Consider the following 13,793-nt stretch of genomic DNA (forward strand, 5'->3'; position numbering starts at 1 on the left):
CCCCCACCCCGCCCTCCCCCGCAAGCGGGAGAGGGAGCCTGAGAAGCGTGCTCACCTCACTAACGAGGTCGACACACGCGAGTGCGTCGCGCGCGCTCATCATGACCTCACCCCTTCGCCATCGCGCGATAATCCAGCCGGCGGTGGAACCAGTATTGGTAGCCCGTCACGTTCTTCTGCATCGCGACGTTGACGAAGGGCTGATAGAGCGGGATGCGCGGGATGTCGGCGAAGGCGAGATCGACGAAGCCCTTGACGTCGGCGTCGTAAGCGGCGGTGTCGCCATTCGCGGCGGCGATGCGCGCGCCGTCGATGAGCTTGTCCATCTCGGGCGATTTGTAGCTCATCGTGTTGAAGATCGAATTGTTGCCGTGATAGCACCAGTAGAAGAAGTACTCGGGATAATCGAGCCAGCCCGAGAACACGTTGGTGAACAGCGGCATTTCCTTCTTGGTGAGCTCGGTGCGCCAATTGGCGCCGGGCACCTTGTTGATCGTGGTCTTGATGCCGAGCTGCGCGAGGCTCTCCTGCACCAGCACGCAGAGCGGCTCGTTGACCCCGGCGAAATTCAGGTCGAACGAGATCGTGGTCTCGAAACCGTTGGCGTAGCCGGCCTCAGCGAGCAGCGCCTTGGCCTTCTCCATGTCGGTGGAATATTTCGTCGGCTGCGGCCAGGCGACCTCGGTCGGCTTGTCCTTTACCGCGCCGAACATCGGGTTGGCGAGACCGAACAGCACCGCATCCATGATCTTCTGGTACGGCATCGCGTAGGCCATCGCCTGCCGTACCTTGGGATTGTCGAACGGCGGCTTGGTCACGTTCATGCCGATATACTGGATGCCGTTGGAGAACGGCAGCGAGACCACGTTGAGCTTGCCGTTCGCCTTCATCTCCTGGAAGTCCTTGAACGGCAGCTCATAGGAGATGTCGGCGTCGCCGCGCTCGAGCAGCGCGCGGCGGTTGCCGGCCTGCGGCACCATGCGCCAGATCACGCGCTTGATCTTCGGCATCGGACCGCAGACCCACTCGTCGTTGCGCTCCATGACGACTTCGGTGCCCGCGGTCCACTTGGTCACCTTGTAGGCGCCGGAGCCCGCGGTCTGCTGCTTGGTGAATTCGAGGCCCCACGGATCCTTCTCGCTGGCGTTCTTCTTCACGAGTTCGGAATTGACGACGCAGGGCACGATGACAGCGAGGTCGGGGATCGTCAGTCTGTCCTTCTTCAGGAAGTCGACGCGCACCGTATAATCATCGACGACCACGAACTGCTCGGGCTTGGTCAGCGAGCCCGCGCTCATCTGGAAGGTCGGGAAGCCGCCGACAGAGACGGCACGGTCGAGCGACCATTTGACGTCCTTCGCCGTGACAGGCGTGCCGTCATGGAATTTGGCGTTCTTGCGCAGCTTGAAGGTGACCGACATGTCGCCGATGTTGATGTCCTCGGCGAGCTCGGGCTTGAACTTGTCGCGGTCGTAATAGGGCACGCCGCCCGGACCGCTCTTCATCTCGTGGCTGATCAGGCGGTCGTAGCAATTCCACGACACCTCGTAGCCCGGCACGTTGGTGCCGACGCCGTGGATATCGAGATTGTTGGGACCGCCTTCGGAGACGATGAGCAGCGTCTCGGAGCGCGCGTCGGCCTTGGCCGGCGACCAGATCGCGGGCGCGGTCGGCGCCAGCGCCCCCGCGGCCAGCCCGGACACCGATTTGAGGAAGTCGCGACGCTTCATGTGATGCTCCAACGCCTTGGGAAACGGCCTTGGAACTCAGATCGCAAGGATTGTGCCAACCCTTAACGAAACCTTATGTCCTGCTAATGCCTTGCTGGAGCGAGAGAAAACGCCGACCGGTACTCCGGTCGGGCAAAAACTCAGATCGCCAATTGCATACAAAGACAGGCTATATGCTCAATAGATGAGCATGAAACGGCTTCTGCTTGCTTTGTGGCCGGCAATGGAGGCCGCGCGCTGAAGCGCGCTAATCCGGCCAGACCAACTTCTGCAATTGCACGAAGTCGTCGACCCGGTCCGGCCAGCCTTCGATGCAGATGTGCCGGAGCGGATCGCTGGCCGAGTGCAGCATCAAGAGCGCCATCAGCCGCCGCTTCAGCGTGAACGTCACATCAGTGCGCGAGATGCCGAAGCCGTCGAACAGGCTGCGCACCCGGCGCGGATGCCCGGCGGCCATGAAGGCGCTGGGACCGAGCAGGTCGTACTCGCCCCATCCGGTCCGGACGTCGCCGAAGTCGAACAGGCCGGCGACGTGCCAGCCGTCGGCCCGGCGCCCAAGCAGAAAGTTCTCCGGGATGTATTCGCCGGTCAGGATCACCGGCGGCGCGTTCATCGGGATCAACTCAGTGGCGTCGCGCAGCAACTCGTCGAGCGAGGCGAGGAATTTCGCCGGCAGGCCGAGCCGTTCGTGCCGCGCCCGACACTGCGCGATCTGGGTGCGCATGAAGGCCTCCCAGCGCGGCTCGATCGCGCGCAGGCTGCCGGGCGGCACGCGCTGCACCTCGGCGATCACGGCCCCGATCTCGGCGAGCACGCGCTCGCGCTCGGCTTCCGACAGCGATGGCCACACCTCCGAGCCGACGGTGCCGGACAGGCGGGTGATGACGAGATAGGGCCAGCCGTCGCGTTCGCCCTCCGCGACCAGGTCGGGGATCGGAATGCCGAGCCGTCCGCGCAACTCGGCAAGCGCGCCGCGCTCGGACACGAATTGCGGGCGCAGAAACGGCGGGAAGAGTTTGAGGATCAGGCCATCGTCCAGCCCGACCACCAGATTGGTGCCGGTCGAGAACACGTGCGGCGCGACGCACGACAGCCCGTGGCCATCAGCAATATCGCGCGCGACCGGCAACCAGCGCGACGTGTCGCCGCGCCAGGCACGGTAGCCGTCGTAGTCGGTGAGGGAGGGAAGGGAAGCGATCATCTCTCGGGCCGTCATTGCGAGCCACCCGGTCGGCGCGAAGCGCCGCCGGATGAAGCAATCCATGGCACCGCTTGTACAGCGAATGGATTTGCTTCGTCGCTTCGCTCCTCGCAATGACGGGAAGCTATTTCGTAGCCCGGATGAAGCGAAGCGCAATCCGGGATTCTGTGCCGCCTGAAAGACCGGCCCCGGATTTCGCTTCGCTTCATCCGGGCTACACAGCCATCTTCTCCTTCCCCCTGAAAGGGGGAAGGTCGGGATGGGGGTCTGCCACAGGCGATGGTGTTTGCGGTGAGAGAAGATCCCCACCCGCTTTGCTCTGGCGAGCAAAGCGACCTCCCCTTTTCAAGGGGAGGTAAGACAACGCATGGCCCCTCACCTATCCGGATTGGCGCGCTCGAACTGGCGCAAGAGGCGGTTGCCGCGCTCGACGGCGTTGTCCATCGCGGCTTGCGCCGATCGCTTGCCGGCGAACACCTGCTCGAGCTCCTCCTCGATCACGTCGCGGATCAGGACGAACGAGCCGAGGCGGATGCCCTTCGAATTGTCGGTCGGCGGCTTCAGCGTCACCTCCTCGATCGAGATCGAGGCGCCGGGATTGCGATCGTAGAAACCCTGCGCGCGAGTCAGATCGAATGCGGCGCGGGTGATCGGCAGGTAGCCCGTGTTCTGGTGCCAGGTGGCCTGCACCTCCGGCCGCGACAGATAGGCGAAGAACTTCGCCACGCCGGCATATTCGGCGCGCGGCCGGTCGCGCAGCACCCACAGCGTCGCGCCGCCGATGATCGAGTTCTGCGGCGCGCCCTGCACGTCGGGTTCGTATGGCATCATGCCGTAGCCGACCTCGAATTTGGAATTGGCCTTGATGTCGGCGCGCGTGCCCGACGAGCCGATGAAGATGCCGCATTCGCCCTTCTGGAAGCGCGGCTCGGCCGCCTGCCCGCGGCCGCTGTAATCGAAGGTCTTGTCGGCCTGCCACTGCGCGAGCTGCGCGATGTGGCGCACCACCAGCGGATTGTTGAAGATCAGCTGGGCGTCGAGCCCGGAAAACCCGTTGGCCTTGGTTGCGATCGGCAGATTGTGGAAGGCGGAGAAGTTCTCGACATTGATCCAGGACGGCCACGACGTGGTCGCGCCGCACATCGCGCCCGCCGCGCGCAGCCGCTTGGCCGCGACGCCGAGCTCCGGCCAGGTCCTCGGCGGCACGCTCGGATCGAGCCCGGCGGAGCGGAACATATCCTTGTTGTAGTAGAGGATCGGCGTCGAGGCATTGAAGGGGAACGACAGCATGTTGCCGTCGACATCGGCATAGTAGCCGGCCACCGCGGGCAGATAGGCCGACGGCGCGAATGCCTCGGATTGATCGCGCATCAGCTCGAACACCGGATAGATCGCGCCGCGGGCCGCCATCATGGTTGCAGTCGCGATCTCGTTGACCTGAACGATCGCCGGCTGGCTGTGCGATCGGAAGGCGAAGATCGCCGCGGTGACGGTCTCGGTATAGTTGCCCTTGTAGGCGGGCACGATCCGGTAGTCGGATTGCGAGGCGTTGAAATCGGCGGCAAGCTTCTCGAGCTGCTTGCCGAGCTCGCCCGACATCGCGTGCCACCACATGATCTCGGTGGCCGCCCGCGCCGGCGCCACAAGCAGAAGAGCCGCGACGACGAGGTGCAGGAGCTTAAAGGCGAGCTTAAAGGCGAGCTTCAAAGCGAACTTCACGACGAGCCGTTCCCGGATGCCAACACGCCCTCATAAGGCGCTACAACCGCAGATTCAACCGACACCGCAGGTTGCACCGCGGATTTAACGTTTGGCCGATGGCGAACCAGCGCCATTCTGCTAAAAATGCGTTGAACCTTTTCTTCCCGCCCAGGACTCAATTCACAAGGGGAATAGTAGCCTGTGTACCGCCGCGCCGGCCTTTCGCGGATAACGATGCTTGCCGTCGCGCTGTCATGGGCAGCGGTCCCGGCGAGCGCTTTTGCGCGCGAATTCCGGACCGCCGATACCCAGAATGAGGACTATCCGACCGTCCAAGCGCTGAATTACATGGACCGCCTGATCGCCGAACGCACCGCCGGCCGGCACCGCATCGTGGTCTTCCATTCCCGCCAGCTCGGTGAGGAGAAGGAGACGCTGGAGCAGACCCGGGCCGGTGCCATCGATTTGAACCGGACCAATGTCGCGCTGATCGGGACAATGGTGCCGTCGGTCAACGTGCTGGCAATGCCGTTCCTGTTTCGATCGCCCGAACACCTGCAAACCGCGCTGGATGGACCGATCGGCAGCGAGATCCTGAACAGTCTCGGGGATCACGGCTTCGTCGGGCTGGCCTTCTACGATTCCGGCGCCCGCTCGATCTATAACAGCGTGCGCCCGGTGCGTTCGCTCGACGACCTCAAGGGACTGCGGGTACGCGTGCAGCAATCCGAACGGATGTCGGACATGGTGCGCGCGCTCGGCGCCCAGCCGGTCCAGATGCCCTACGGCCAGGTGCTGACCGGATTCGCCACCGGGCTGATCGACGGCGCCGAGAACAACTGGGCGTCCTTCGTCACCACCGGTCACTACAAATATGCCGGCTATTACACGCTGACCCGGCACACTTTCAGTCCGGACGTGCTGCTGATGTCGCAAAAGGCCTGGGCCAGCCTCTCGCCGGAGGAGCAAACGATCTTCCGCGAGGCCGCGCAACGCTCCAGTGCCTACATGCGCGAGAGGTGGCGGGAGCTCGAGGAGCGCTCGCGCCAGCAGGCGGAGCTGGCCGGCGTCAAGATCGTGACCGACATCGACCGCAAGCCGTTCGAAGCTGCAATGGCCGGCATCTACGCCAAGGCCGAGCGCGATCCTGCGGTATCAGCGCTGATCGAACGCATCCGCAACATGGAGTAACCGGATCTTGGACGCACCAGAGCAGGACGGGACTGTGAGACGGCGGGCGGCCTTCGGGCCGCAGGGCCGTTTCCGCATCGTCCAGTTGCTGCGTGCGGTCCCGATCCGCTGGCGCATCCTTTCGATCGCCCTGCTCAACTCCGCGGTCGTGATCGTGCTGGCGGTGCTGATCTGGAACGGCTCGAAGGTGCTCGGCTCGGCCTGGGACGATGTCCGCCAGGTGCGGGAATCCGACAAGATCCTGGCCAAGCTCGAAAGCGAGACCAGCCGTCTGCAGAACCTGATCCATCGCTACATCAATCAGCCGAGCCCGGACCTGTTCGCCGAAATCCTGCTGCTCCGCGAGGCCGTGCTCGGCACGCTGACCAACCGGGCCTCGACCGACCCGATGCTGTCAGGCTCGGTCGAGCAGCTGGAGCGCGTCACCAGCCGTTTCCTCGACGGCTTCGGCGAACTGCGCACCGTGCAGACCAGGATCGCCAAGACCTATGACGAGCAGGTGTTGTCGCCGACCAAGGACATGGCCGGGCTCTATTCGATCATCGAGGGCGCCACCGGCCATCGCGATGCGCTGATCTGGCCCGCGCTCGGCAAGTCGCGCGAGGCGTTCACCTCGCTGCTGGTCGCCGCCAACGCCTACTACCTCTCGCTTGCCTCCTCGTCGGCCGAGGAAGCCCGCCGCAACATCGATACGATCGAGCGGACGATTCCGGTCATGACCGATCTGGCCGAGAACGATCTACAGCGGATGGCGCTTGCGCGGCTCAAGGTCAAGACCGCCGAGTTGCGCGACGGGCTCGGCAAGCTCAGCGAGCAGCTCACCAACCGCACCGATCTGCTGCGCAACTCGATCGACGCCAGCCAGGCGGATGCGATCGGGGCGATCGACGATCTCTCGGTGAAGATGCGCCAGCGCGAGCAGAAGGCGCAGGAGACGTTCGACAAGACGCTGACCTCGATCTCGCGCCGGGTGCTGTCGATTGCCGTGATCTTCCTCGGCGTCATCATGTCGGCCGGCGTCATGATCGCGCTGTCGATCCGGCTGCCGCTGGCGCAGATCATGGCCGCGATGCGCACCATCACCTCGGGTGATCTCGACCGGCCGGTGCAGGGCACGTCGGCCAAGGACGAGGTCGGCGCCATGGCGCGTGCGGTCGAAGTGTTCCGCGAAAACGCGATCGCCAAGCGCAAGACCGAGGACGAGCTGCGCACCGCCAAGGAGGAGGCCGAAAGCGCGCTGCTCGAGCTCAATACCGCGCAGCAGAACCTGATCGATGCCGAACGCCTCGCCGCGCTCGGCGGCCTCGTTGCCGGCGTCGCCCACGAGGTCAACAACCCGATCGGCATCAGCCTGACGGTGGCCTCGAGCTTCGCCCGCCGCAGCGAGATGTTCGAGAACGACCTGAAGACCGAGCCGCTGCGCCGCTCCAGGCTCGACGAATTCGTGCGCGCCTCGCGTGACGCATCGCAGCAACTGGTCTCGAACCTGACGCGCGCCGGCGAGCTGATCCAGTCGTTCAAGCAGGTCGCCGTCGACCGCTCGCATGCCGAGCGCCGCCAGTTCGCCATGAGCGAATCCACCGACCAGATCGTGGCGAGCCTGCGGCCGGTGCTGAAGAAGGCCGCGATCGCGCTGTCGGTCGATGTGCCCGAGGGACTCTTGATCGACGGCTATCCCGGCGCCTATGGGCAGATCTTAACCAATCTTTTCCTCAACGCCGTCAATCATGCCTTTGCCGATGGCCGCTCCGGCACCATCACCATCTCGGCGCGCGGGCGCGGCGCCGACGATGTGGAGATCATCTTCGCAGACGACGGGGCTGGCATGACGCCGGACGTGCAGCGGCAGGCGTTCGACCCGTTCTTTACGACGCGCCGCAACGAAGGTGGTACGGGCCTTGGCCTCCACATCGTCTATAACCTCGTCACCCAGCAGCTCGGTGGACGCATGATGCTGGAGTCAAGGGTAGGACAAGGCACCACTTTTCGCATTATCATGCCCAGGATCGCCAAGGGGGCTGCCAAGGGCGAGCCCACTATCGCTGACGCAGCAGCCGACGGAACCAGTCAATGGCCGAACAGGACGATGTCCTCCAACTGATCGACGATACCGAGAGCCCCCAGGAGGACTCGTCGGCCCGCAAATGGAAGATCGCCGTCATCGACGACGATCACGCCGTCCATGAAGGCACCCGCTTCGCGCTGAGCGATTACAACCTGAACGGTTCGACGCTGGAGATCCTCTCCGCCTACTCTGCGGCCGAAGGCCGCACGCTGATGCGGGACAACCCCGACATCGCGGCCGTGCTGCTCGACGTCATCATGGAGACCGACGTCGCCGGCCTCGAGCTCGTCGAGTTCATCCGCAACGAGATCAAGAACGAGACCGTGCGCATCATCCTGCGCACCGGCCAGCCCGGCCAGGCGCCGGAGCGGCGCGTCATCGTGCAATACGACATCAACGACTACAAGGCGAAGACCGAGCTCACCGCCGACAAGCTGTTCACGTCGCTGACGGCCGCGCTGCGCAGCTACCAGCAGCTCGAGCGCATGGTGCAGACGCGGCGCGGGCTCGAGATCATCATCGACGCGGCCTCGACGCTGTACGATTTCAAATCGATGCAGCGGCTGGCCGAGGGCGTGCTGACCCAGCTCGCCTCGCTGCTCAACGTCGACTGCGCCGGCATTCTGGTGCTGCGCGACGACGGCAATTCGGCGGCGGCCGATTTCTCGGTGCTGGCCTGCTCGGGCTGCTACAGCCGCTTCATCGGCACCACCTCGTCAAAGGCGCTCGATCCGGACCTGCGGCACATGGTGGAGGAAGCATTCCAGCGCCGCAAGAACGAGTTCGCCGACCACCGCAGCGTGCTCTATTCGCGCACCGGCAGCGGCCGCGAGGTCGTGGTGCTGCTGCAGGCCGAGCGCCAGCTCTCCGACACCGACCGTGCGCTGGTCGAGATCTTCTCGAGCCGGCTGTCGATCGCGTTCGACAATGTGATCCTCTACCAGCAGCTGCACGAGGCCAACACCCAGCTCGAGGACCGCGTCGCGCAGCGCACCCGCGCGCTGATGCAGGCCAACCGGCGGCTCTCGGCGCAGTGGCTGCGGCTGCAGCGCGCCAACGGCTTCAAGAACGAGATCCTCGGCACCGTCGCCCACGATCTGAAAAACCCGCTCGGCGTCATCCTCGGCCGCACCGAGATGCTGACCGAGCTGATCGGCGCCGGCTCGCCGAAGGAAAACGTCACGTCGCAGGTCGAGCACATAAGGGACGCCACCAAACGGCTGACCTCGATGGTCGACCATCTGATCTCGGACGCGATGGCCGATGCCTTCGACATCACCATCCGCCGCGAGCCGGTCGACGTCGCGGCCTTGGTCAACGAGGTCACCGAGGCCAATTTGCCTTCGGCCGTCAACAAGCAGCAGAGCATCTCGGTCTCGGGGCCGCAGCAATTCGTCACGATGTGCGACGCCGACCGGATTCGCGAGGCGATCGACAACCTCGTCAGCAACGCCATCAAGTACTCGCCGATCGGCGGCAAGATCACGGTCACGGTCAGCCATGAGGGCGACGACACCGTGATCCGGATCGCCGACCAGGGCCCCGGCCTCAGCCCGGAGGATCTCGGCCGGCTGTTCGGCCGGTTCCAGCGGCTGTCGGCCAAGCCGACCGCGGGCGAGAGCTCGACCGGGCTCGGCCTTTCCATTGTCAAGCGCATCATCGACATGCATGGCGGCCATGTGACCGCGCAGAGCCCGGGCCCCGGACAGGGGTCGACCTTTACGGTTACACTGCCGGCGACAGAGACATCATGAGCCAGAACCCGCATATCTTCATCGTGGACGATGAGGCACCGGCCCGCGAAATGGTCGGCGATTACCTCAAGATGCACGGCTTCGGCGTGACGCTGTGCGATGGCGGCAAGAGCCTGCGCAAGGAGATCGAGGGCTGCACGCCCGATCTCGTGGTGCTGGACCTCAACATGCCCGAGGAAGACGGGCTGTCGATCATTCGCGACCTCAAGAGCAAGATCAACGTCCCCGTCATCATGCTGACAGCTACTGCCAGCCCGATCGACCGCGTGGTCGGGCTGGAGCTCGGCGCCGACGACTACGTGGCCAAGCCCTGCGAATTGCGCGAGCTGATGGCACGCATCCGCTCGGTGCTGCGGCGGAGCGGGCCGGCGAAAGCGGCGGCGCCGGAACCGGCGAGTGCGAAGGCCGAAAAGGAGCAGCTGGTGCGGTTCGGCACCAAATGGCTCGATCTCGAGGCCCAGGCGCTGCGCGACGACGAGGGCAACGAGCATCCGCTGACGGCCTCCGAATTCGGCCTCCTGAAGGTGTTCGCGGCCAACCCGAAGCGGGTGCTGTCGCGCGAGCGGCTGCTGGAACTCGCCAATGCGCGCGACGCGGAGGCCTTCGACCGCGCCGTCGATCTGCGCATCATGCGCATCCGCCGCAAGATCGAGTTCGACCCGACCAAGCCGTCGGTGATCCGGACCATCCGCGGCGGCGGCTACCTGTTCTCGCCGACCGGCGACAAGGCGTAGCGTTGCGAAAGCCGTCCCACCTCCCAATGTCGTCCTGGCGAAAGCCAGGACCCATAACCACGACTGCCTCAGTTGAGTGACGCTGGGGCCCCAGCGAAGCCAAGCAACTCCTATTTGGGGTAATGGGTCCTGGCCTTCGCCAGGACGACAAATCGTTGTGTGGCACGGGCGGATTCAGCGACACAAAGGCTGTCAATCCGCGCAAAAATCCCTAAGTTTCGGCCATGCCGAAAACAGCCTCCAAAGCCCCCGCCAAGCCCGCATCGAAGACCGACCCCAAGCCCGTCGCCGCCAAGGCCACGGCGAAGGGCGACCATGTCTTCCTGGTCGACGGCTCGTCCTACATCTTCCGCGCCTACCACGCGCTGCCGCCGCTGAACCGCAAATCCGACGGGCTGCAGGTCAACGCCGTGCTCGGCTTCTGCAACATGCTGTGGAAGCTGTTGCGCGACATGCCCGAGGACAACCGGCCGACGCATCTGGCGATCGTGTTCGACAAGTCGGAGATCACGTTCCGCAACAAGCTCTATCCCGACTACAAGGCGCACCGGCCGCCGGCGCCCGACGATTTGATTCCGCAATTCGCGCTGATCCGCGAGGCGGTGCGCGCCTTCGAATTGCCCTGCCTCGAGCAGGTCGGCTTCGAGGCCGACGATCTGATCGCGACCTATGCGCGGCTCGCCAGCGAGCGCGGCGCGACCACGACGATCGTGTCATCGGACAAGGATCTGATGCAGCTCGTCAACGACAAGGTCGTGATGTACGACACGATGAAGGATCGCCGCATCGGCCGCGACGAGGTGATCGAGAAATTCGGCGTGCCGCCGGAGAAGGTGGTCGAGGTGCAGGCGCTGGCCGGCGACTCCACCGACAACGTGCCCGGCGTGCCCGGCATCGGCATCAAGACCGCCGCGCAGCTGATCATCGAATATGGCGATCTCGATCAACTGCTGTTCCGCGCCGGCGAGATCAAGCAGCCGAAGCGGCGCGAGGCGCTGCTCGAGAACGCCGAGAAGGCGCGCATCTCGCGTCAGCTGGTGCTGCTCGACGACAAGGTCGAGCTCGAAGTGCCGCTCGACGACCTCGCCGTGAACGAGCCCGACTCGCGCCGGCTGATCGCCTTCCTCAAGGCGATGGAGTTCACCACCCTCACCCGCCGCGTCGCCGACTACGCGCAGATCGACCCGGCCAATGTCGATGCCGATCCCGGCAACAAGAGCGGCGCGAGCGTATTCTCGCCGTTGCCGCCGTCGGATGTGACGCCTGTGCCCGGAGACGCTCCGACATCCGCGGCACCGCTGCCGAAAGCCAAGCCGACCGGTGCGCGTGACGACAAGAATTCGAGCCGCAAGGGCACGCCGGCAACGCTAGCCGAGGCCCGCGGCGAGGCGATCCGCAAGACCGGCTTCGACCGCAAGGCGTATCAGGCGATCGGCAGTCTCGATCAGCTCCACGCCTTCATCGCCCGCGTGCCCGACACCGGCTATGTCGCGATCGAGGCGATGTCGGAATCGATCGACCCGATGCAGGGCGAGCTCGCAGGCCTTGCGCTGGCGCTGGCGCCAAACGATGCGTGTTACGTCCCGCTCAGCCACCGGCAGGCCGGCGGCGGCGCGGGCCTGTTCGATGCCGGCCTCGCACCGGGCCAGATCAAGACCGCCGAGGCGCTGGCGGCGCTGAGGCCGCTGCTGGAGTCCGTTGGAATCCAGAAGGTCGGCTTTGACGTCAAGTTCACCTCGGTGATGCTGGCGCAGCACGGAATCACCCTGCGCAACATCGACGATGCGCAGCTCATGAGCTACGCGCTCGATGCCGGCCGCGGCTCGCATGCGCTGGAGGCGCTCGCCGAGCGCTGGTTCGGCCACGCCGTCGTCAATTACGGCGGCCTCGTCGGCAGCGGCAAGGGCAAGCTGACCTTCGATCAGGTCACGATCGACAAGGCCAGCGAATATGCGGCCGAAAGCGCCGACGTGATCCTGCGGCTGTGGCGGGTGCTGAAGCCGCGTCTCGTCGCCGAGCGGATGGCGACGGTGTATGAGACGCTGGAACGGCCGCTGGTCTCGGTGTTGGCGCGGATGGAACGGCGCGGCATCTCGATCGATCGCCAGGTGCTGTCGCGGCTGTCGGGCGATTTCGCCCAGACCGCTGCGCGCGTCGAGGCCGAGATCCAGGAGATCGCCGGCGAGCCGGTCAATGTCGGCAGCCCGAAGCAGATCGGCGACATCATCTTCGGCAAGATGGGATTGCCCGGCGGCAGCAAGACCAAGACCGGCGCGTGGTCGACCACCGCGCAGGTGCTCGATGAGCTCGCCGAGCAGGGCCACGAATTCCCGAAGAAGATCCTGGAGTGGCGTCAGGTCTCGAAGCTGAAATCGACCTACACCGACGCGCTGCCGACCTATGTCAATCCGCAGACCCATCGTGTCCACACCACCTACGCGCTGGCTGCGACCACGACGGGCCGGCTGTCGTCGAACGAGCCGAACCTGCAGAACATCCCGGTTCGTACCGAGGACGGCCGCAAGATCCGCCGCGCCTTCATCGCGACACCGGGCCACAAGCTGGTGTCGGCCGACTATTCCCAGATCGAGTTGCGGCTACTCGCCGAGATCGCCGACGTGCCGGTGCTGCGTCAGGCATTCCGCGACGGGCTCGACATTCACGCCATGACCGCCTCCGAAATGTTCGGCGTGCCGATCAAGGACATGCCGAGCGAGGTGCGCCGCCGCGCCAAGGCGATCAATTTCGGCATCATCTACGGCATCTCGGCGTTCGGCCTCGCCAACCAGCTCGGCATCGCGCGCGAGGAGGCCTCGGCCTACATCAAGAAATACTTCGAGCGCTTCCCGGGCATCCGCGCCTATATGGACGAGACCAAGGACTTCTGCCGCCGCAACGGCTATGTGACGACGTTGTTCGGGCGCAAGTGCTACTACCCCGACATCAAGGCGTCCAACGCCTCGGTGCGCGCCTTCAACGAACGCGCCGCCATCAATGCGCGGCTGCAGGGCACCGCGGCTGACATCATCCGCCGCGCCATGATCCGCGTCGAGGACGCGCTCACCGAGAAAAAGCTCTCGGCGCAGATGCTTTTGCAGGTGCATGACGAACTGATCTTCGAGGTGCCCGACGACGAGGTCGCGGCGACGCTGCCGGTGGTGCAGAAGGTGATGCAGGACGCGCCTTTCCCGGCGGTGATCCTGTCGCTGCCGCTGCAGGTCGACGCCCGCGCCGCGAACAATTGGGACGAGGCGCATTAGCGGCTTCGCCTCTCCCGCTTGCGAGGGTCGAGACGAGCAAAGCTCGCTCTTAGGCCGACGCGCGACGAGCGACGCAAAGCGTCGTCCCGAGCGCGGCGGGTGGGGGCTCTCTCCGCCGAAAGACTCTGCGCGGAGGCACCCCCACCCCGCCCTCCCC

8 protein-coding genes are annotated in these 13,793 nt (G+C 65.1%); 5 read left to right on the forward strand and 3 right to left on the reverse strand.

Annotation, left to right across the window (positions count from 1 at the left end; genetic code table 11):
* Positions 1-107: 107 nt before the first annotated feature.
* The 3 genes from J6525_RS44300 to ugpB form a co-directional block, all read right to left on the reverse strand.
* A complete protein-coding gene (locus J6525_RS44300; RefSeq protein ID WP_225649356.1) occupies positions 108-1,730 on the reverse strand; it encodes an ABC transporter substrate-binding protein in 1,623 nt (540 codons plus the stop codon).
* A 247-nt stretch (positions 1,731-1,977) separates the two neighbouring features.
* The gene (locus J6525_RS44305) at positions 1,978-2,931 is read right to left on the reverse strand and encodes an aminoglycoside phosphotransferase family protein (protein ID WP_376708659.1); all 954 of its coding nucleotides are present in this window, start codon (positions 2,929-2,931) and stop codon (positions 1,978-1,980) included.
* A gap of 375 nt (positions 2,932-3,306) precedes the next feature.
* Positions 3,307-4,605 (reverse strand): sn-glycerol-3-phosphate ABC transporter substrate-binding protein UgpB, encoded by a 1,299-nt coding sequence (gene ugpB, locus J6525_RS44310; RefSeq protein WP_283848692.1) that lies wholly within the window; start codon positions 4,603-4,605, stop codon positions 3,307-3,309.
* Between the two features lie 261 nt (positions 4,606-4,866).
* Here ugpB and J6525_RS44315 point away from each other — a divergent pair, with 261 nt between their 5' ends.
* The 5 genes from J6525_RS44315 (at position 4,867) to polA (ending at position 13,636) form a co-directional block, all read left to right on the forward strand.
* Positions 4,867-5,823 (forward strand): TRAP transporter substrate-binding protein, encoded by a 957-nt coding sequence (locus J6525_RS44315; RefSeq protein ID WP_225649357.1) that lies wholly within the window; start codon positions 4,867-4,869, stop codon positions 5,821-5,823.
* Between the two features lie 34 nt (positions 5,824-5,857).
* The gene (locus J6525_RS44320; protein ID WP_225649358.1) at positions 5,858-7,924 is read left to right on the forward strand and encodes a sensor histidine kinase; all 2,067 of its coding nucleotides are present in this window, start codon (positions 5,858-5,860) and stop codon (positions 7,922-7,924) included.
* Positions 7,894-9,642 carry an ATP-binding response regulator gene (locus J6525_RS44325; protein WP_092078609.1) on the forward strand — a complete coding sequence of 583 codons (1,749 nt, stop codon included), beginning with the start codon at positions 7,894-7,896 and terminating at the stop codon, positions 9,640-9,642. The genes J6525_RS44320 and J6525_RS44325 overlap by 31 nt, the downstream gene beginning before the upstream one ends.
* Positions 9,639-10,376 (forward strand): response regulator, encoded by a 738-nt coding sequence (locus J6525_RS44330; RefSeq protein WP_028333805.1) that lies wholly within the window; start codon positions 9,639-9,641, stop codon positions 10,374-10,376. Before J6525_RS44325 ends, J6525_RS44330 begins: the two co-directional genes overlap by 4 nt.
* Before the next feature lie 224 nt (positions 10,377-10,600).
* On the forward strand, positions 10,601-13,636 hold the full coding sequence (gene polA / locus J6525_RS44335) for a DNA polymerase I (protein WP_225649359.1): 3,036 nt from the start codon (positions 10,601-10,603) through the stop codon (positions 13,634-13,636).
* Positions 13,637-13,793: the final 157 nt, after the last annotated feature.

It is taken from the genome of Bradyrhizobium australafricanum (assembly GCF_020329495.1).
Lineage (GTDB): Bacteria > Pseudomonadota > Alphaproteobacteria > Rhizobiales > Xanthobacteraceae > Bradyrhizobium > Bradyrhizobium australafricanum.